Here is a 19,963-nt window from a genome sequence, read left to right on the forward strand (position 1 = left end):
TCCTGGCGCTGGTGGATTGCTCCGGCGCTTGCCGGCTACGGCCGCGTCCCAGCCTGCTGATAAGTCCGACGGGAGCTTACTTGCCGGCGGCGAAGTCGCGCTTTTCCTTGATCTTCGCAGCCTTACCGCGCAGTGCACGCATGTAGTAAAGCTTGGCGCGACGGACGTCACCCTTGGTAACGACCTCGATCTTTTCGATGATCGGGGAGTGTACCGGGAAGGTACGCTCCACGCCGACGCCGAAGGAAACCTTGCGGACGGTGAAGGTTTCGCGGACGCCATCGCCCTGGCGGCCCAGGACGAAGCCCTGGAAGACCTGGACACGGGAGTTCTTGCCTTCGATGATGTTCACGTGAACCTTGAGGGTGTCGCCCGCGCGGAATTCGGGAACATCGTTGCGCAGCGAAGCTGCATCGAGGGAATCGAGAATATGCATGGTTGCACTCCTGGTGAACGCCACAGGTCATTCACTTTGGGTCACGGCACGCAAGTCAGGCCGCCCGAAAGGGGGCCGGATTATTGCCGCCGAAGTAAAGTGGTCCGGCCGCTTCAATGGTTGACGGGGCCGGTTGTCCGGCTGTTGGCCGCGCTACCCCCTGTGGCAGGTGCGGACCCAGCAGACACAAAGGTCAATTTTGCCACAGTGGAAGGACTACGCCAATTCCGCGCCGGCGCGGGAGCTAGTCCTGCTCCCCTGGCGCCGGTTCGGGACGACGGGCCAGCCTGCCGGCGACGACGTCGTATCCCAGGTTGTTCAGTTCGGTGCGGTCGGCACGCGGAAGGTTGCCGGCGTCGAACGCCTCCAGCAGGTCCGGGCGGCGTTCGGCTGTCCGGCGGTACTGCTCGTGCCGGCGCCACTGCGCGATCCTGCCGTGGTTTCCACTGAGAAGGACCGGGGGGACCTCGCGGTCCCGCCACACGGAGGGCTTGGTGTAGACCGGATATTCCAGCAGGCCGTCGGAGTGGGACTCCTCCACCAGGGACTCGGGGTTGCCCACCACACCGGGCAGGAGCCGGCCAATGGCCTCCACCATGGCCAGGACGGCCACTTCCCCACCATTGAGCACGTAGTCGCCAAGGCTTACGGGGCGAACGGTGAAATGGTCCTGCGCCCACTCGATGACGCGCTCGTCGATGCCTTCATAGCGGCCGCAGGCAAAGGCGAGGTGTTGTTCTTCGGCCAACTCATAGGCAAGCGCCTGCGTGAACCGCTCGCCGGCGGGAGACGGAACGATCAGGACGGGTTTGCGCTGCGGGTCGGGCCGGCCCTCTGCCACCGCTGACAGGGCCTGCGCCCACGGTTCGGGCTTCATGACCATCCCTGCACCGCCGCCGTAAGGGGTGTCGTCCACGGAACGGTGCTTGTCGGTGGTGAAGCTGCGGAGGTCATGGACGTGCAGGTCCAGGATGCCGTCCTGGCGGGCCTTGCCTATCAGCGAGAGCTCAAGCGGGGCAAGGTATTCGGGGAAGATGCTGACGACGTCGATCCGCATCTATTCCCTGCCTTCGGGTTCCGGGGACGCGGCTTCGTCGGCGTTCAGTTCGAAGAGGCCGTCCGGCGGGGTGAGCAGGACAAAACCTTCCTCGACGTTGACCTCGGGCACAATCTGCTCCACGAAGGGGATGAGGATCTCCTTGCCCTCCGGGGTGGTGACCGTCAACAGGTCCTGGACGGGCAGGGTGGCCAGGGCTGTTACCTTGCCCACCACCTGTGAGCCGACCCGGGCCTGGAGGCCGACAAGTTCGTGCTCGTACCAGCCCTCGTCGTCATCCTCTTCGAGTTCTTCGGTTTCGATGAAGAGCTTGGCGCCGCGGAGGGTTTCGGCCTGGTTGCGGTCAGTCACTTCCGCAAAGCCCAGCAGCAGGATGTCCTTGTTCCAGCGCGCACTGTCAACCGTCAACGGACCGGAGGCGGCAGGTTCAACGACGAACTCCGTGCCCGGGACAAACCTGTCTTCGGGGGCATCGGTCAGCACCTGGACCGTGACTTCCCCGCGAATGCCGTGCGGCTTGCCGATCCGCGCCACCTGAAGCTGCATCTGTTCCTCTGTTCCGGGTTGTGGTTGGGGTGGGGTGAAAGCACTCCGGCCCCTCCACCTGAGGGTGGAGGGGCCGGAGCAAAACTGAAAGTTGCCGAGCGCTCAGCGGCGGCGGTCGGTATCGACGACGTCGACCCTGACCGGTTCGCCGCCGGCCAGTGCTGCCACAACGGTGCGCAGTGCGCGTGCCGTGCGGCCCTGGCGGCCGATCACCCGTCCGAGGTCATCCTGGTGAACCCGTACCTCGAGGGTGTCCCCGCGGCGGTTGTTCTTCGAACTAACCTTGACGTCGTCCGGGGAATCGACGATTCCGCGGACCAGGTGCTCCAGCGCTTCTGCCAGCAATCTACTCAGCCTCGGTGGTCTCAGCTTCGGCGTCGGCCGGGGCCTCGGCAGCGTCAGACTTCGAGGCCTTCTTGGTGATGGCTTCCGGGATGATGACCGAGCCCTTCTCCGGAGCAACGAAAGCTTCCTTCGCGACCTTGGTCTTGAGGGTGCCTTCCTGGCCCGGGAGGCCCTTGAACTTCTGCCAGTCACCGGTGATCTTCAGGATGGCGGCAACCTGCTCGGACGGCTGGGCGCCGACGGACAGCCAGTACTGGGCACGCTCGGAGTTGACCTCGATGAACGAGGGCTCTTCGGTGGGGTGGTACTTGCCGATCTCTTCGATGGCGCGGCCGTCACGCTTGGTGCGTGAGTCCGCGACGACGATGCGGTAGTACGGGGCGCGCATCTTGCCGAAGCGCTTAAGGCGAATCTTTACGGCCACTTTTGTGGTCACTCCTGTTTCAGAAAAGGGGGTGAACCCGGCGTTCTGCACCCGTGGGGCGGGCCGTACTTGCGGGTTCGAAGGACAGGATCCGGACGCGGAGAGAGGGGCCACGCAGATCGAGTACCTGTCTATTGTGCCAGATCAGCGAGCTTATTTCGACTTGGCGTTGCGCTGCATTTCGCCGCGGCCGGCCGGAGGATGGACCCTGCGGCTCCTGTCAGGCGGACCAGACGTACAGTCCGGTTCGATCGGCGTCGTCCAGCCCGGCCGCGAGCGCGGCGAGCTGCTCCACGTAGGTACGGGCCTGGGCTGCGCCAAATGGCATGTCGTCCTGGGCGGCCCACTGTTCGGCGACGTCCTCGAGGATGTTGCCCTCGCCTTCGGTCTCATAGGACAGCAGGTCGGCCAGCGCGCGGACCATGGCAGGAGGAACGGCGAGGAGGGAGTCGCTGGCCACATCCACCATGGTCAGTTCATAGTCGGCTCCGCCGGCGTGCACGGCCGTCCCGGCGAGATCGCCAAGTTGTTCGATTTCGAAGTCGCTGACTCCATCGATCCGTACGGCATTTCCCCCAAGGGCGCCGTTTGCCGCGGGTTCGCTCCCTGCGTCGAGGAGGCCGGCGCGTTTCAGTGCGGCGTCGTGGGTGGCGACAAAGATCTCGGTGAAGCCCATGGCTGCTTGCCCTTCTTCCGTTGGCGGAACTGCGCGCCGGGAGCTGCCTGCTTCCGGGCCGTACGGAATCAGCCTAGTAGCTGCGGACCGGCAGGAGCACACGCCGGGCCGGTGCGGCAGGGCAGCCGGCGGGCACGGCTGCCGGCGGGGTCGGCAGCCGGCTGGGTCGGTCCGCCGCCGGGGTCGGTCCGCCGCCCGGGAACACCGGTCAGCGGACAGCCACCCGCAGCCGGTTGCGCCACGGGTCCTCGAACCGGAGCTCGGCGCCTGTGTGGTGAGCGGGCACTCCGGCGACCTTGAGGCGGTCAGCCAAGGCGCCGACGTCGTCCCCTGACGGAACTTCGATGAGGACTTCGCCGAGCCCGAGGGTGTCCTTGCGCGGGCCGGCGCCGCGGCTGTTCCAGACGTTCATGGCCATGTGGTGGTGGTAGCGGCCCGCGGATACGAACAGTGCCTGCCCGTGCCAGCCCGCCGTCTTTTCGAAACCGAGGGTGCCCACGTAGAAGTCGCGCGCCGTCTGGACGTCTCCCACCTGAAGGTGGACGTGACCTACGCCGGCGGCCGTCACGCGCTGGCCTTCGAGCGATTCCTCCGTGAGGTGCTGTTCCAGGTAGCGCTGCGGGGGCAGCGCGAGGCTGTCCATCACCACGTCCGTGCCGTTCCAGGACCAGTTGCGGCGCGGGCGGTCCCAGTACAGCTCGATGCCGTTGCCTTCAGGATCGGTGAAGTAGAAGGCCTCGCTGACCAGGTGGTCGGCGCTGCCGGTGAAGGACATCGGCTCGTACTGCGCCGCGGTGGCGATGGTGGCGGCGAGGGAGGCCTGATCCTCAAACAGGAGTGCGGTATGGAACAGGCCGGCCTCTCCCCTGCCGGGCAGGTTCAGCCCGGGCGCCGGGGCCAGATGGACCAGGGGGCGGCCAAGACGGCCCAGGTACAGTCCACCGTCCTGTTCAGCCACCACCTCGAGGCCCAGTGCGCGCTGGTAGTAGTCGGTCATGACCTTCATGTCCCCCACCTTGAGCATCACCGTGCCCATGGCGAGGTCGGCAGGAAGCAGGTCCTGGCTGTTGGCTGCTGCGGTCATTGGAGGCTCCTTGTGTTGGCGGCCGTCCCGATGGCGGCCTGTCACACATTAAAATTACTTGAAGCTTCAATTTATTCCAAGTCCTGTGCCGCACTTTCGATCAGCGGATGATGCGGCCGCCGATCACCACGTGGTCCAGCCTGCTGATGGTCTCCGGGACCGCCCGTGGATCTTCACGGCACACGATGACGTCGGCGCGCGCCCCTTCTTCCAGGCCGTCCGCTCCGAGCCAGCGGCGGGCTGCCCAGCACGCCGCATCCAACGCTGCGGCCATCGGCAGGCCCGCGACGTGCAGGGCGAGGATTTCGTCCGCGATCCGGCCATGGCGGATGACGCTGCCGGCGTCTGTTCCGGCGAAGATGCGCACGCCCGCGGCATGGGCCTGCGCCACGCGCTCCAGCCTCCGCTCCCAGAGGGAGCGCATGTGGGCTGCGTACCGTGGAAACTTTGGTTCCGCCTGCGCGGCAATGTCCGGGAACGTGGCGATATTGATGAGGGTGGGCACGATAGGCACGCCTTGTTCGGCGAACCGGGGCAGGTGGCGCGGCAGCAGCCCGGTGGCGTGCTCGATGCAGTCAACGCCGGCGTCGAGCATCTGGTCCAGGGTGTCCTCGGCGAAGCAGTGGGCCGTCACCCGTGCGCCTTCGTCATGCGCCGCACGGACGGCATCACGGACGACGGCGGCGGGAAAGGAGGGCGCCAGGTCACCGGCGCCCCGGTCGATCCAGTCCCCCACCAGCTTGACCCAGCCGTCCCCGCCCCGGGCCTGCTTGCGCACGGCCTCAACGAGGCCCTCGGGTTCGACTTCGTGCGCGAAGCCGCGCAGGTAGCGGCGGGTCCGGGCGATGTGCCGGCCGGCGCGGATCAGCACCGGGAATTCCTTGCCGCCCTGCATCCAGCGGGTATCGGCGGGCGAGCCCGCATCACGGACCAGGAGGGTCCCGGCGTTGACGTCGGCCAAGGCTTGTTCCTGCGCCACGGCGGCTTCCACCGGCCCGGCGGGGCCCAGGCCTATGTGGCAGTGGGCGTCCGCGAAGCCCGGCAGCACCCAGCCGTCAAGCACCCGGTCAGGCGGTGGAGCGGGCCGGTGGAAGGTGAGCCTGCCGTCCACCGACCAGAGTCCGTGCCGCACCTGGTCCGGCGCAGCCAGGACGGGTCCGCGAAAGTGAATGATTCCTGCCATCCGGGCGTCCTTTCGTTGCCCGGACAGGCTAGCATCATCGATTGTTACAACGGACTTACGGAGGGCTGTGGTAGCTTCGTTGCTGACCACACGGGTGCCCTTGCAGGGGCTGAGATCGGGCTGACGCAGCCTGCGACCGTTGAACCTGTCCGGGTAATGCCGGCGAAGGAAGTGAGTATTCCCTTGAGTACGCAAAACACCCAGTTGAACCCTGCCCGCACGCTGTCCGGTTCCGATTCGGCCAGCGGCCCCGGCACCGGATCCACTCCGCAGGTGACGCAGTCCCTGAAGTCACATTCCCTGGCCTGGATCGACGATGCCGGTTCCGGAATCCGGGTCCCGGTGACCGAAATTGCCCTGGAGCCATCACCCAACGGACGGCCGAACGCACCCTTCCGGACCTACCGGACGGCCGGGCCGGGAAGTGATCCTGTGCGCGGCCTGCAGCCCTTCCGCGCCGAATGGATTGTGGCGCGCGGGGACACGGAAGCCTACAGCGGCAGGGAACGCAACCTGCTCGACGACGGACGCTCGGCCGTGCGCCGCGGTGCAGCCTCTGCGGAGTGGAAGGGCGCCCGGCCGGTGCCCCGCCGCGCCGTCGACGGCAGGACGGTGACCCAGATGCACTACGCCCGGCAGGGCATCATCACGCAGGAAATGCGCTTCGTGGCGCTGCGGGAGAACTGCGACGTGGAACTGGTCAGGAGCGAGGTTGCCGCCGGGCGCGCCATCATCCCGAACAACATCAACCACCCCGAGTCCGAGCCGATGATCATCGGCAAGGCCTTCCTGGTGAAGATCAACGCCAACATCGGCAACTCGGCGGTGACGAGCTCCATCGCCGAGGAGGTGGACAAGCTCCAGTGGGCCACCCAGTGGGGCGCTGACACGGTCATGGATCTGTCCACGGGGGACGACATCCACACCACCAGGGAATGGATCATCCGCAACTCGCCCGTCCCGATCGGGACCGTCCCGATCTACCAGGCGCTGGAAAAAGTCAACGGCGAGGCCAACGCGCTGACCTGGGAAATTTTCCGGGACACCGTCATTGAGCAGTGCGAGCAGGGCGTGGACTACATGACCATCCACGCCGGCGTGCTGCTGCGGTACGTCCCGCTCACGGCCAACCGGGTGACGGGCATCGTCTCGCGCGGCGGCTCCATCATGGCCGGCTGGTGCCTGGCCCACCACCAGGAAAACTTCCTCTACACGCACTTTGACGAACTCTGCGAAATCTTCGCCAAGTACGACGTCGCGTTCTCCCTGGGCGACGGTTTGCGTCCCGGGTCGACGGCGGACGCCAACGACGCTGCCCAGTTCGCCGAACTCGACACCCTCGCCGAACTCACGCAGCGCGCCTGGGAGTTCGACGTGCAGGTCATGGTGGAAGGCCCCGGCCACGTGCCGTTCCACCTGGTCCGGGAAAACGTGGAGCGGCAGCAGGAGCTGTGCAAGGGCGCGCCGTTCTACACGCTGGGACCGTTGGTGACCGATATTGCGCCCGGCTATGACCACATCACCTCGGCGATCGGGGCCACCGAAATCGCCCGGTACGGTACCGCCATGCTCTGCTATGTCACGCCCAAGGAACACCTGGGCCTGCCCAACAAGGACGATGTGAAGACCGGCGTGATCACCTACAAGATCGCAGCCCACGCGGCGGACTTGGCCAAGGGCCACCCGGGAGCCCACGAACGGGACGACGCATTGTCCAAGGCGCGGTTCGAGTTCCGCTGGCGGGACCAGTTCGCGCTCTCGCTGGACCCGGTGACGGCGGAAGAGTTCCACGACGAGACGCTGCCGGCCGAACCTGCCAAGACGGCGCACTTCTGCTCCATGTGCGGACCCAAGTTCTGCTCGATGCGGATCAGCCAGGACATCCGGAACGAATACGGGTCAGCCGACTCGCAGGCGGCCCTGGCGGACATGGCCTCCGGGATGCGGGAGAAGAGCCAGGAATTCCTGGCCGCGGGCGGCAAGGTCTACCTGCCGGAACTGCAGGTGCCTGCCGGCAGCTAGGAGGCCCGGGCCGGTTGGCTCCGGCTGACATCGCTGATGAACTGCCGGATGGCCCGGTCGCCCTCCACGGAGTCATGGGGCCGGTGCCCGCCCGCGGCAACGCGGTGCAGGGCGCCGGTCTCCCGCAGGTAACCGGCAATTTCCTCGTACAGCGGTTCCCAGCCCCCGGTGAGGACGAGCGTGGGGACGCCGGGAACAATGTGCAGGGGCGCTTCCCACGATGGGACCTGGAGCCGCAGCCGGCGTGCGGAGCGTTTCTCCTCCGGGGTGGCCGGCTGTTGGAGATCGGTGGCATAGACCCGCCGGACGAATTCCCGCTGGAAGTCCTCGTCACCGAGCTGGTGGCGGACATCCAGGAGTGGCTTCATCAGGCTGATATGTGCCGCCGTGGCCGGCAGTTCTGCGGTCAGGGAAAGGCACGCCGGTTCAACCAGGGTCAGCGAATAGACGAGGTCGGGGCGTTCGACGGCGGCCATCATGGCAGGGATTGCGCCCTGGGAGTGTGCCACCACATGTCCCCCGGCGGCACCGCGGCCATCATCCGCCAGGGACCGCAGCACGATGGCCGTGTCCTCGGCAAAGGATGATTCCACCGGTTCCGCGACGGCGTCATAGCCCTGCCGGCGAAGGAACAAGGCGTCGAAGGACAGCGCCATGCCGTGCTGCCGGGGCCACGCGGCGGCGCCGAAAGCTCCGGCGCCGTGCACGAAAACTACCCGCTGCTTGAACATGACCCAACCCTATTCCACGGCACCGACATCCCAACGGAAAAGCGCCAGGTGTCGTCTTGGGCGGTCAAAACGGCACCTGGCGCTTCCTGAAGCGGGAGAACTGCTACTTGCCCAGGAACTTGTCGAAGCCCTTGGGGAGGTTCAATTGCGCGGGATCGAAGTCGCCGCCCTGCTGGCCAAACGCGGCACCGGTGGGCAGCGCCTTGCCTGCATTGGCGCGCCGGGCTTCGGCATCCTTGCGCTCCTGCGCAGCCTTGGCCGGGTTGCCCGACTTCGCCTTCTTCTTCGGCGCGTTCTTGGCGTTCTTCCGCGCACCCCCGCCGGCACCGGGCATCCCCGGCATCCCGGGCATTCCCGGCATGCCGCCCTGGGCCATTTTCTTCATCATCTTCTGGGCCTGCGCGAAACGTTCCAGCAGGCCGTTGACCTCGGAGACGTGGACGCCGGAACCGCGGGCGATGCGCGCGCGGCGGGATCCGTTGATGATCTTCGGTGCAAGCCGTTCATGCGGCGTCATGGACCGGACGATGGCCTCGACGCGGTCGATTTCGCGCTCGTCGAACTGCTCCAGCTGCTGCCGGATGTTCTGCGCACCCGGCATCATCATGAGCATCTTCTTCATGGAGCCCATGTTGCGGATCTGCTGCATCTGGGCCAGGAAGTCTTCCAGGGTGAAGTCTTCCTGGTCGGCGAACTTCTTCGCCATCCGGGCCGCTTCGTCCTTGTCCCAGGACTTCTCGGCCTGCTCGATCAGGGTGAGCACGTCGCCCATGTCCAGGATGCGTGAGGCCATCCGGTCCGGGTGGAAGAGTTCGAAGTCGTCCAGGCCTTCGCCTGTGGAGGCGAACATGACGGGCTTGCCGGTGACCGAAGCGACCGACAGCGCGGCACCGCCGCGTGCGTCGCCGTCGAGCTTGGACAGCACGATGCCGGTGAAGTTCACGCCCTCATCGAAGGCGAGGGCCGTGTTGACGGCGTCCTGGCCGATCATGGAGTCGATCACGAAGAGGACTTCGTTGGGAACGATGGCGCGGCGGATCTGGCGGGCCTGCTCCATCATGTCCGCGTCTACGCCGAGGCGGCCGGCGGTGTCAACGATCACGACGTCGTGCAGCTTCTGGCGCGCTTCCTCCACGCCGGCACGGGCGACGGCCACCGGGTCACCGGCAGGGTGGTCCAGTTCGGTGGACGTGGCGCCTGGGTGCGGGGCGAAAACGGGCACGTTGGCGCGCTGGCCCACCACCTGGAGCTGGGTGACGGCGTTGGGGCGCTGAAGGTCGCAGGCCACCAGCATGGGGCTGTGGCCCTGGGCCTTCAGCCACTTGGACAGCTTGCCCGCCAAAGTGGTCTTGCCCGCGCCCTGGAGGCCGGCAAGCATGATGATGGTGGGACCGTTCTTGGCCAGCCGGATCCGGCGGGTTTCGCCGCCAAGGATCTCCACGAGCTCCTCGTTGACGATCTTGACGATCTGCTGGCTGGGATTCAGCGCACCCGAAACCTCGGCACCGAGCGCACGTTCGCGGACCTTCCCGGTGAATTCGCGTACCACCGCAACGGCGACGTCTGCGTCCAGCAGGGCACGGCGGATCTCCCGGACGGTGGCATCGACGTCGGCCTCGGTGAGGCGGCCCTTGCCGCGGAGATTTTTGAAGGTTGCTGTCAACCGGTCAGAGAGTGAATTGAACACGCGCCGTGAACTTCTTTCAAGAGATGATCGGGACTCGACTACCTAGGGTATCAAGTCAGCCACGGTAGATGGCATGCTGGCCAAATGACGAGCCAAACATCTGTGCAGACCCTGCTCATTCTCGGTGCCTCGGGCGACCTGACCGGCCGGCTCCTCCTCCCCGGCCTGGCCCGGCTGGCGGCGGCGGGCCGGGCGGATGGCCTCCGGCTGGTGGGCGCCGGATCGGATCCGTGGACCTCGGAACAGTGGCAGGAGCGGGTCCGGTCCTCGTTCGCCGCGGCAGCCGGCGCAGCGGACGGCCAGGGAAAGGAAGCCCTGGAGTCCTTGCAGAAGGAGACGGCGTACCACCAGGTGGATGTCACGGCCAAGGGTGCCCTTGCGGCCCTGCTGGCAGGGCTCAAGGGCCCCGTTGCCGTCTACTTTGCGCTTCCGCCCCGCATCAGCCAGCAGGCCTGCGAGACGCTCCAGCCAGCGGAGGTTCCGGAGGGCACCCGGCTGGTGATGGAGAAGCCGTTCGGCTCCAGCGAGGAGTCGGCGCGCTCCCTGAACCGTACCCTCGCGCGCCTGGTTCCGGAGGACCACATCCACCGCGTGGACCACTTCCTGGGCAAGGCGACCGTACTGAATATCCTGGGCCTGCGGTTTGCCAACAACTTCCTGGAGCCGGTGTGGAACCGGCAGCACGTGGAAAAAGTGGAGATCTTCTTCGACGAAGACCTGGCCCTTGAGGGCCGCGCCCGCTACTACGACGGTGCCGGCGCACTCCGCGACATGATCCAGAGCCACCTGCTGGAGGTTATGGCCCTCATGGCTATCGAGCCTCCCGCCACCATCGGCGAGCGCGACCTCCGCGACGCGGTCTCCAGCGTCCTTCGGGCCAGCAGCGTCCGCGCCCCGTTCACCGACACAACCCGCAGGGCGCGCTACACGGCGGGGTCGCTGGCAGGGAAGGCCGTCCCCGACTACGCGAAGGAAGAGGGGGTGGATGCCGGCCGGGGAACGGAGACACTTGCCGAGATCCAGGTGGACATCGACAACTGGCGCTGGCAGGGCGTGCCGTTCATCCTGCGCTCCGGGAAGGCGCTGGGCGACAAGCGCAAGGAAGCCGTGGTCACCTTCCTTCCCGTGCCGCACCTGCCCCGGGGCTTCACGGGGGTGGACTCCCCCAACCAGCTGCGGATCGGTTTTGGCCCGGACACGCTGGAGTTCGACGTCGACGTCAACGGCCCCGGGAACATTTTCAGCCTGGGCCGGGTCACCCTGGAGGCGGAATTGAGCGCCTCCGACCTGCTGCCGTACGGCGAAGTGCTGGAGGGCGTGTTGACCGGAGACCCGTTGCTGTCCGTGCGCGGCGACACCGCGGAGGACTGCTGGCGGATCGTCGAGCCGGTGCTCAAGGCGTGGGCAAAGAATGAGGTCCCGCTGGAGGAGTACGACGCCGGTTCGGCCGGCCCGGCGTCCTGGCCCACCAACGGCGGGGCCGGCGCGGGCGACGGGGACTGAGAAGGGCGTGGCACCTGGGGCGTGAACGCAGACGGSGGGCGGGAACCTTTSGGTTCCCSCCCGCCGTGCTGATGCGTTCAGGTGTTCCTGACCGCAGGAACGGTTTGTTCCGCCTAGATGGCGGCTACTCCGCGTTCCCCGGTCCGGACGCGCACTGCTTCGTGGACGTCAATGGTCCAGACCTTGCCGTCCCCGGCCCTGCCGGTGTTGGAGCTGGCGATGATCACGTCCAGGATGTCGTCGGACTGTTCGTCGGTGGCCAGGACTTCAACCCGGATCTTGGGAAGCAGGTCCACGTTGTATTCGGCTCCCCGGTACACCTCGGTGTATCCGCGCTGGCGTCCGTATCCGCTGGCTGCGCTGACGGTGAGTCCCTGTACGCCGTAGGCCTCCAGTCCTTCCCGGATGGCTTCGAGCTTTTCCGGCCTGACGATTGCAGTGATCAGTTTCATGCCCCCACGCTTTCCTTGCCTGTTGCCGGCTGTGCCTTCTGGGCTCCGGTTGCGGATTCCCGGGTTTCCGCTTGGGTCTTGCCAGTCACCATGTCGTGCAGCGGCTGGAAGCTGCCACCGTGGCCGCCGACACCGAACTCGTAGGCAGTCTCCGCGTGCAGGCTGAGGTCTGCGCCGGCGATTTCCTGGTGCTCGGAGATGCGGAAGCCCATGGTCTTGTGGATGGGGAAGGCGATGATCAGGGTCATCACGCCGGTGAAGGCGATGGAGAGCAGTGCTGCCAGGACCTGGGCCACCAGCTGGGTTGTGCCGCCGCCGTAGAACAGGCCGGCAGCACCCTGGTCGGGGGTGGCGAGGAAACCGATGGCCACCGTGCCGATGACACCTGCGACGAGGTGGACACCCACGACATCCAGGGAGTCGTCGTAGCCGAGCTTGAACTTCAGGCCGACCGCCAGGGCCGAGGCGATACCGGCGACGACGCCCAGGGCAATCGCACCGAGCGGTGAGACGTTGGCACAGGCCGGAGTGATGGCGACCAGGCCTGCCACCACACCGGAGGCGGCGCCGAGCGAGGTGGGGTGGCCGTCCCGGATACGTTCGACGGCGAGCCAGCCCAGCATGGCGGCGGCCGGGGCTGCCAGGGTGTTGATCCAGATCAGGCCTGCCTGCTCGACCGTGGCAGCGGCGCCGGCGTTGAAGCCGAACCAGCCGAACCACAGGATGGCTGCGCCGAGCATGACGAACGGAATGTTGTGCGGGCGGTGGTTCGGGTCCTTGCCGAAGCCCTTCCTGTTACCGATGATCAGCACCAGCACCAGGCCGGCAACACCGGCGTTGATGTGCACCACGGTGCCTCCGGCGAAGTCGATGACCGGAGCGAAGGTCTGGCCGAACCAGCCGTCCTTGGAGAACAGTCCGCCACCCCACACCATGAAGGCCAGCGGTGCGTAGACCAGTGTGGCCCAGATGGGCGTGAAGATCACCCAGGCCGAGAATTTTGCGCGGTCCGCGACCGCGCCGGAGATCAGCGCGACGGTGATGATCGCGAAGGTGGCGGCGTAGCCCACCTTGAGCAGGTCCGCCGGGTCCGTGAAGTTGTGCAGGCCAAAGTGGCTGAACGGGTTGGCGAAGATCTGGAAGAAGTTGTCCTCGTTGCTCGTGGACATCGAGGCGCCCCACAGGACCCACGTGATGCCGACTGTTCCGATGGCGACGAAGCTCATCATCATCATGTTCAGTGCCGACTTGGCGCGCGTCATGCCGCCATAAAAGAATGCCAGGCCCGGGGTCATGAACAGCACGAGTGCTGCAGCAACCAGGAGCCAAACGAGCCCTGCGGTGAGTTCCATGGCCTACGTCCTCTCTTGCTTTCGGTGCGGACTTGTCCGCCTGCCAACGCCTTTTGCGTCCTGTAACGAGTGTGTCGTTGGCGTGTTTCGGCCGCGGAGGTTTTAGATTGCGGGCCTGTTACAACAACCTCTAGGAAGTAAATGGTGCATATCCGCCTTGTTACGGTTATGTTTCCGCACCCGCGCAGCCACCCGGCTCCCTTTCCAGCAAGGACTTCAGGACCATGACGGCACCACCCCCGGTAAACGGCGCCAGCGCAAGGATTTTTGGACGTCTGAGGCCGCAACGGGAGAAGCTTCCGCGCGACATCAAGGTGATGCTGGCCGCGGCGTTCCTCATCGCCCTTGGCTTCGGGCTTGTTGCCCCCGTATTGCCGCAATTCGCAACAACCTTTGGGGTGGGAAACACCGAGGCCGCCGTCATCGTGGCGATCTTTGCGTTCATGCGCCTCGCCTTCGCTCCGGCCGGGGGCGCGCTGATCGGCAAACGTGGCGAACGCCCCATCTACGTTGCCGGGCTGTTGATCGTGGCGCTGTCCACAGCTGCGTGCGCATTCGCGCAGGACTACTGGCAGCTCCTGCTGTTCCGGGGCCTGGGCGGCGCGGGCTCGGTGATGTTCACCGTTGCCTCGATGGCCCTGGTGGTCCGGCTGGCGCCGCCGAAGAGCAGGGGCCGGGTCTCGGGCGCCTACGCGTCGGCGTTCCTGATCGGGAACGTCTGCGGCCCGATCGTGGGCGGGCTGCTGGCCGGGCTGGGGCTGCGGGTCCCGTTCCTGGCATACGCCGGCGCCCTGCTCGTGGCCGCGTTCGTGGTGCAGACACAATTGAGCCACCAGCGCCGTGGCGCCGGCGAAACACAGAAGCGCGCCCCGGACATGCGTTTCGGCGATGCCCTGGCGGCCGGAACCTACCGGTCGGCGCTCCTGTCCAGCTTCGCCAACGGCTGGGCCACCTTCGGCGTCCGGATGGCAACGGTGCCGTTGTTCGCCGCGGCCGCCTTTGGGGCGGGGCCGCAGGCGGCAGGCCTGGCGCTGGCGGTATTTGCCGCCGGCAACGCGGCCGCCCTGGCCTTTTCGGGGCGGCTCGCGGACTCCCTTGGACGCAAGCCCATGATGATTTCCGGACTGGTGGTGGCCGGCCTGTCAACCGCGTCGATCGGCATCACCCACGATCTGCCCTGGTTCCTCGCGGCGTCGACGCTGGCCGGCGTCGGATCCGGTCTCTTCGGCCCCGCGCAGCAGGCCGCCGTGGCGGACGTGATCGGCAATGGCCGCTCCGGCGGCAAGGTGCTGGCCGCGTATCAGATGACCTCCGACGTGGGCGCGATCGTGGGACCGGTCGTAGCGGGCCTGCTGGCGGACGGCCTGGGGTTCGGCTGGGCGTTCGCGGTCACCGGCGCCATGCTGCTGCTGGCAGCCGGCGGCTGGCTGCCCACCCGGGAAACCCTCCGCACGGCCGCGGACTGACGCAGGTTAGTTCAGCAGCGCGTCAACAAAGCTTTCGGTATCGAACGGCGCGAGGTCGTCGGCGCCTTCTCCGAGGCCCACGAGTTTGACGGGGACGCCCAGTGACTTCTGGATGGCGACGACGATGCCGCCCTTGGCGGTTCCGTCCAGTTTGGTCAGGACGATGCCGGTGATGTTGACCACCTCGGAGAAGACCCGCGCCTGGTTCAGGCCGTTCTGGCCAGTGGTGGCGTCCAGCACCAGCAGGACCTCGTCCACCTCGGCCAGCTTCTCCACCACGCGCTTGACCTTGCCCAGTTCGTCCATCAGGCCCACCTTGTTCTGCAGGCGGCCGGCGGTGTCGATCATGACGACGTCGACTTCCTGCTCGATGCCTGCCTTCACCGCTTCGTAGGCGACCGACGCCGGGTCCGCGCCGTCAATGTCGGACTTCACGGTGGGAACACCAACGCGCGCCCCCCAGGTTGCCAGCTGCTCCGCGGCGGCGGCCCGGAAGGTGTCCGCTGCGCCCAGCAGGACGTCCTTATCCTCTGCTACCAGCACCCGGGCGAGTTTGCCCACGGTGGTGGTCTTTCCGACGCCGTTGACGCCCACCACCATCATGACGGCGGGCTTGTCCGCGTGCCGCTCAACGTTAAGGCTGCGGTCCATGGTGGGATCGACCAGCTTGATAAGTTCTTCACGGAGCATGGCCTTGACGTGTTCGGGGGTCCTGGTGCCCAGGACCTTGACGCGTTCCCGGAGCGCGTCCACCAGCTGCATGGTGGGCTCGGTGCCCAGGTCCGCGAGCAGGAGTGTTTCCTCCACCTCATCCCAGACGCCTTCGTCGATCCGGTCGCTGGACAGCAGGGCCAGCAGGCCCTTGCCCATGATGTTGTTGGAGCGGACCAGCCGCTCCCGCAGCCGGGAGAGGCGCCCTGCGACAGGCAGCGGGGTTTCGACCGGAATGGTTTCCAACCCGGCAGCATCGTCCGGGACCGCGGTGGTGTCGAGGTCGTCGAGTTCGACGCCGGCGGGGCCCCCGCGCTCGATGGTTCCGGTGCTGTCCTCCACCGCCGTGCCGCCCCCGGAGCGGACCTCGGGATCGTTTGCGTCCCGGGTCTCCGGGTAACGGGTGATGTTCCTCCGCGTCTTGACCAGGACCGGGATCAGCCCGCCGATGACCACCAGGGCAACAAGGATGGACAGGACAATGGGAAGGATGTCATTCACTCCCCTAGCTTCTCACACACGGTCCGCCCGGTTCGGGCGCCGGCAGGGCGCCTGACCTGCCCCGATGCCGGTGGCATGGGGCTGCTACACCTCGGCGCCGAGGCGCTGGCTGATGACGGTGGAAACGCCGTCGCCCCGCATGGTGACGCCGTACAGCGCGTCCGCCACCTCCATGGTCCGCTTTTGGTGGGTGATGACGATCAGCTGGCTGGACTCCCGGAGTTCCTCGAAGATGGTGATGAGGCGGCCCAGGTTGGTGTCGTCCAGGGCAGCCTCCACTTCGTCCATGACGTAGAACGGGGACGGCCGGGCTTTGAAGATGGCCACCAGCAGTGCCACCGCGGTGAGTGAGCGTTCGCCGCCGGAGAGCAGGGAGAGCCGTTTGATCTTCTTGCCCGCGGGGCGGGCCTCCACGTCAATGCCGGTGTTAAGCATGTCGTCGGGCTCGGTCAGGACCAGGCGGCCCTCGCCGCCGGGGAAAAGCCGCTCGAAGACCCTGACGAACTGGGCCTGGGTGTCCTCGAAGGCTTCCGCGAACACGCGCTGGACCCGGTCATCCACCTCTTTGATGATGTCCAGCAGGTCCCGGCGGCTCGCCTTGAGGTCCTCCAGCTGCGTGCTGAGGAACTGGTGCCGCTCCTCCAGCGCCGCGAATTCCTCCAGCGCCAGGGGGTTTACCTTGCCCAGGCTGGCGAGGTCCCGTTCGGCCTTCCGCAGCCGTTTCTCCTGTTCCTGCCGCACGTAGGGTTTGCCTTCCCTGATCTCCTCGCCGCCTGCATCGACGGGAGCGCGCAGGGCCGCCCATTTGTCGCCGGATTCCTCCGCCGGCACCGGAACCGGGACGTGCGGGCCGAACTCCGTGACCAAGGCCTCCGGCGTGATGCCCAGTTCGTCCACGGACCGGGTTTCCACCGCCTCGATCCTGGCCCGCTGCTGCGCCCGGGCAAGTTCGTCGCGGTGCACATTGTCAGTCAGGTCCGCCAGTTCACGGGCCAGGGCGTCGTTCGAGTCCCGGATGTCCCGCAGTCCGCGGTCCCGCAGCTCCCGGTTCTCCTCTGCCAGGTCGCGTTCGTGCCGGGCGAGCTCGACGGAGACGTCCACGTAGCCAAGGGCCACGTCCACCCCAGCGGAAACGGCCGCGGCCCGCCGGGCCTGGCTGCGGCGGCGCCGCGCGCGTTCGGCTGCTTCCTCGCGGGCCCGGCGTTCGGTGGCGGCCGCGCGTTCCAGGGAGACGGCCCGGTTGCCGGTGGCTGCCAGCTGTTCCTCGGCGCTGCGGAGTGACAACCGTGCTTCCACCTCGGCGGCGCGTGCGGCGGACGCGGCACCCGCCAGCTCGTCGCGGTGTTCGGTGGAGGGTTCCTGCTCGACGGGTGCTTCCTGGGCAGCGGCAAGCCGGGCGGTGATGGCCGCGAGCGCTTCTTCCTCGGCAGCGACGTTCTCTTCGGCGCGGGCCAGGGAGGCTGCCAGGCGTTCACTTTCGCCGACGGCGCTGCGCAGCACCGAGTTGAGGTGGCCCAGGCGTTCGGCGACGGCGGCGAGCCGGGCATCGGATTCGTGCAGCCGGTCCAGGGCTGCGTCCGCGTCTTCCTGCGCCGCGGTGCGCCGGGCCTCGGCGGCGGCCAGGGCGAACCTGTTCCGCTCAAGATCCGCGGTGACCGCCGTAAGTTCGCGCCCGGCGTCGTCCACTGCGGCCTGCACCTCCAGGAGGGACGGTGCTTTCGCCGAACCGCCCGTGGCCGAGACGGCGGTAAACACGTCCCCCTCCCTGGTGACGGTCGTGACGCCGGGCAGCGCGGCCACGAGCGCCGCAGCGGCATCCATTCCGGTGACGACGACGGTTCCGGACAGCAGGTGCCGGACCAGTGAAACCTCCACCGCCGGGCCGTCCACCAGCCCGGCAGCCCACCGGGCTTCGTCGGGGAGCTCCACGTCCAGGGCGTCCCGCGGCTGGTCGGCGGCAGCGGAGGCGAGGAGCAGGGCAGCCCGGCCGCCGTCGTCGTCCTTGAGGACCTGCAGGACCGCGGCCGCCGCTTCTCCGTCCTGGACCAGGATGGCCTCCGACGCCTGCCCGAGTGCCGCCGCGATTGCGGCCTCGAAACCGGCCTGCACCGTCAATGCGGCCGCAAGGCTGCCCCGGACTCCCGGCAGCCCGGCATCCAGCGCGTGCCGGGCACCGTCCTTGCGGTCCAGGCCCAGCTTCAGGGCCTCCAGGCGCGCGGCCAGGGCGTCGCGTTTGCGGATGCCCTCGTTGACGGCGTTCTTGAGGCCCGCGATGTCGCCAAGCACCGCATCGAGCACGCCGCTGGCGGCCTCGTAATCGGCGTCGAGGGACTCTTCCCCCTCCTCCACTCCTGCGACCTGGTTTTCCAGGGCCGTGAATTCGGATTGTGCCTTGGCGCGCCGCTCGGTACCGGCGGCAAGGGATTCGCGGAGCCTGCCCAGCTCCGCCTGGGCTGACTCCATCCGGGACCGCGCTGCGGCGACCTGCCCGGCCAGGCGGGCCAGGCCTTCCCTGCGATCAGCGGCCGCCCGCAGCTGGGCGGTGAGCCGCTGGTCTTCGGCGCGCGCAGCCTGCTCGGCGTCGGCCTTCGCGGTGCTTGCGGCGTCCAGGGCGCCGCGCCGGCGCACGATATCCGTTTCGAGCTCGGACAGCTCCTGCCGCACCCGTGCGGCCTGTCGTTCCAGTTGTTCCGGATCCCGCCCGGCAGGCGCCGGGGCGTCGTCGGACCCCAGCAGGCGGCTGCGTTCGGTGGCCAGCGTGCCGAGGGAACGGAGCCGTTCCCGGGCGGTGGACAGCCGGTACCAGGTGTCGCGGGCAGCGTTGAGCCGGGGCGTGGCCGCCGCAGCCAGTTGTTCCAGCGCCGCCTGCTGCCTGCGGCCGGCTTCCAGTTCCTGTTCGACGGCGGTCCGCCTGGCTTTGAGCGCGGCTTCGTCGGCCACATCCTGTTCCAGGGCCTGCTGAAGCTGGACAAGGTCATCGGCCAGGAGGCGCGCCCGGGCGTCCCGGACATCGAACTGGACGCGCTGGGCTCGGCGCGCCACTTCCGCCTGCTTGCCGAGGGGCGTGAGCTGGCGGCGGATCTCCCCGGTGAGATCGGTCAGCCGCTGGAGATTGGCCTGCATCGCCTCCAGTTTGCGGACGGTCCGCTCCTTGCGCCGGCGGTGCTTGAGGATGCCCGCGGCCTCCTCGATGAAGCCGCGCCGGTCCTCCGGGGTGGCGTGCAGGACCCGGTCCAGCTGCCCCTGGCCCACAATGACGTGCATTTCCCGGCCCAGCCCGGAATCCGACAACAGTTCCTGGATATCGAGCAGCCGGCAACCCGCCCCGTTGATGGCGTACTCGGATCCACCCGTCCGGAAGAGGGTCCGTGAGATGGTCACTTCGCTGTACTCGATGGGCAGGGCGCCGTCAGTGTTGTCGATGGTCAGCGAAACATGGGCACGTCCCAGCGGCGGCCGGCCCGATGTCCCGGCGAAGATGACATCCTCCATCTTGCCGCCGCGGAGGGTTTTGGCGCCTTGCTCGCCCATGACCCAGGCCAGTGCATCAACCACGTTGGACTTGCCGGAGCCGTTGGGACCCACGACGGCGGTGACGCCGGGTTCGAAGTCGAAGGTGGTGGCCGACGCAAAGGACTTGAACCCCCGGACGGTGAGGCTTTTGAGGTGCAAGGCTTTCCTGGTCTCCTGGCGGGGTAGGGAACGATGCTGGAACCGGCTCCCTATAATCTACTGCGCAGGAGCGACATTTCCCGTCCAGCACTCCGCGGCCGGCGCCGGCGCCTCC

General features: G+C 67.4%; 17 protein-coding genes and 1 riboswitch. Of the genes, 3 read left to right on the forward strand and 14 right to left on the reverse strand.

The annotated features are described in order from the left end of the window. Nucleotides 1-76: 76 nt before the first annotated feature. The 8 genes from rplS to AB4Y79_RS14915 all read right to left on the reverse strand — a co-directional run bounded on the left by rplS (nt 77) and on the right by AB4Y79_RS14915 (nt 5,751). Nucleotides 77-436: a 50S ribosomal protein L19 gene (gene rplS, locus AB4Y79_RS14880; RefSeq protein WP_441863270.1), complete on the reverse strand. Its 360-nt coding sequence runs from the start codon at nt 434-436 to the stop codon at nt 77-79. 244 nt (nt 437-680) lie between these two features. After that, nucleotides 681-1,493: a tRNA (guanosine(37)-N1)-methyltransferase TrmD gene (trmD, locus tag AB4Y79_RS14885; RefSeq protein ID WP_441863273.1), complete on the reverse strand. Its 813-nt coding sequence runs from the start codon at nt 1,491-1,493 to the stop codon at nt 681-683. Next, nucleotides 1,494-2,039 carry a ribosome maturation factor RimM gene (gene rimM / locus AB4Y79_RS14890; protein WP_441863276.1) on the reverse strand — a complete coding sequence of 182 codons (546 nt, stop codon included), beginning with the start codon at nt 2,037-2,039 and terminating at the stop codon, nt 1,494-1,496. 102 nt (nt 2,040-2,141) lie between these two features. Then, nucleotides 2,142-2,384 carry an RNA-binding protein gene (locus AB4Y79_RS14895; protein WP_018759999.1) on the reverse strand — a complete coding sequence of 81 codons (243 nt, stop codon included), beginning with the start codon at nt 2,382-2,384 and terminating at the stop codon, nt 2,142-2,144. A gap of 1 nt (nt 2,385) precedes the next feature. Further along, nucleotides 2,386-2,808 (reverse strand): 30S ribosomal protein S16, encoded by a 423-nt coding sequence (rpsP, locus tag AB4Y79_RS14900; protein WP_018768286.1) that lies wholly within the window; start codon nt 2,806-2,808, stop codon nt 2,386-2,388. A 220-nt stretch (nt 2,809-3,028) separates the two neighbouring features. Next, nucleotides 3,029-3,484: a hypothetical protein gene (locus AB4Y79_RS14905; protein WP_441863280.1), complete on the reverse strand. Its 456-nt coding sequence runs from the start codon at nt 3,482-3,484 to the stop codon at nt 3,029-3,031. 208 nt (nt 3,485-3,692) lie between these two features. Continuing rightward, on the reverse strand, nt 3,693-4,568 hold the full coding sequence (locus tag AB4Y79_RS14910) for a VOC family protein (protein WP_441863283.1): 876 nt from the start codon (nt 4,566-4,568) through the stop codon (nt 3,693-3,695). Nucleotides 4,569-4,668: 100 nt separating this feature from the next. Beyond that, nucleotides 4,669-5,751, reverse strand: a complete 1,083-nt coding sequence (locus AB4Y79_RS14915; protein ID WP_441863286.1) for an amidohydrolase family protein — start codon at nt 5,749-5,751, stop codon at nt 4,669-4,671. An 80-nt stretch (nt 5,752-5,831) separates the two neighbouring features. Beyond that, a riboswitch (TPP riboswitch) is annotated at nt 5,832-5,939 on the forward strand. Here AB4Y79_RS14915 and thiC point away from each other — a divergent pair. Next, entirely contained in the window at nt 5,935-7,773 is a 1,839-nt protein-coding gene (gene thiC / locus AB4Y79_RS14920; protein WP_441863288.1) for a phosphomethylpyrimidine synthase ThiC, read from the forward strand. (Overlaps the previous riboswitch by 5 nt.) On the opposite strand, the gene AB4Y79_RS14925 is transcribed toward thiC, so the two are convergent. Beyond that, nucleotides 7,770-8,504, reverse strand: coding sequence for an alpha/beta fold hydrolase (locus AB4Y79_RS14925; protein WP_441863291.1), 735 nt, complete (start codon nt 8,502-8,504; stop codon nt 7,770-7,772). The genes thiC and AB4Y79_RS14925 overlap by 4 nt on opposite strands. Nucleotides 8,505-8,607: 103 nt before the next feature. Beyond that, on the reverse strand, nt 8,608-10,191 hold the full coding sequence (gene ffh, locus AB4Y79_RS14930; RefSeq protein WP_441863294.1) for a signal recognition particle protein: 1,584 nt from the start codon (nt 10,189-10,191) through the stop codon (nt 8,608-8,610). Nucleotides 10,192-10,275: 84 nt separating this feature from the next. Between ffh and AB4Y79_RS14935 the strand changes: the two genes are divergently transcribed. Next, a complete protein-coding gene (locus tag AB4Y79_RS14935) occupies nt 10,276-11,694 on the forward strand; it encodes a glucose-6-phosphate dehydrogenase (RefSeq protein WP_441863297.1) in 1,419 nt (472 codons plus the stop codon). A gap of 113 nt (nt 11,695-11,807) precedes the next feature. Here AB4Y79_RS14935 and AB4Y79_RS14940 read toward each other — a convergent pair whose 3' ends face one another. Both AB4Y79_RS14940 and AB4Y79_RS14945 read right to left on the reverse strand, forming a co-directional pair. Next, the gene (locus tag AB4Y79_RS14940) at nt 11,808-12,146 is read right to left on the reverse strand and encodes a P-II family nitrogen regulator (protein ID WP_285243988.1); all 339 of its coding nucleotides are present in this window, start codon (nt 12,144-12,146) and stop codon (nt 11,808-11,810) included. Then, entirely contained in the window at nt 12,143-13,498 is a 1,356-nt protein-coding gene (locus AB4Y79_RS14945; RefSeq protein WP_441863300.1) for an ammonium transporter, read from the reverse strand. The genes AB4Y79_RS14940 and AB4Y79_RS14945 overlap by 4 nt, the downstream gene beginning before the upstream one ends. 224 nt (nt 13,499-13,722) lie before the next feature. Here AB4Y79_RS14945 and AB4Y79_RS14950 point away from each other — a divergent pair, with 224 nt between their 5' ends. After that, the gene (locus tag AB4Y79_RS14950; protein ID WP_441863303.1) at nt 13,723-14,964 is read left to right on the forward strand and encodes an MFS transporter; all 1,242 of its coding nucleotides are present in this window, start codon (nt 13,723-13,725) and stop codon (nt 14,962-14,964) included. A 6-nt stretch (nt 14,965-14,970) separates the two neighbouring features. On the opposite strand, the gene ftsY is transcribed toward AB4Y79_RS14950, so the two are convergent. Together ftsY and smc are read right to left on the reverse strand one after the other, a co-directional pair. Beyond that, nucleotides 14,971-16,176, reverse strand: coding sequence for a signal recognition particle-docking protein FtsY (ftsY, locus tag AB4Y79_RS14955; protein ID WP_441863305.1), 1,206 nt, complete (start codon nt 16,174-16,176; stop codon nt 14,971-14,973). Between the two features lie 84 nt (nt 16,177-16,260). Next, nucleotides 16,261-19,848 carry a chromosome segregation protein SMC gene (smc, locus tag AB4Y79_RS14960; protein ID WP_441863307.1) on the reverse strand — a complete coding sequence of 1,196 codons (3,588 nt, stop codon included), beginning with the start codon at nt 19,846-19,848 and terminating at the stop codon, nt 16,261-16,263. Between the last annotated feature and the right edge of the window lie 115 nt (nt 19,849-19,963).

Source organism: Pseudarthrobacter sp. YAF2, from assembly GCF_052113345.1.
Classification (GTDB): domain Bacteria; phylum Actinomycetota; class Actinomycetes; order Actinomycetales; family Micrococcaceae; genus Arthrobacter.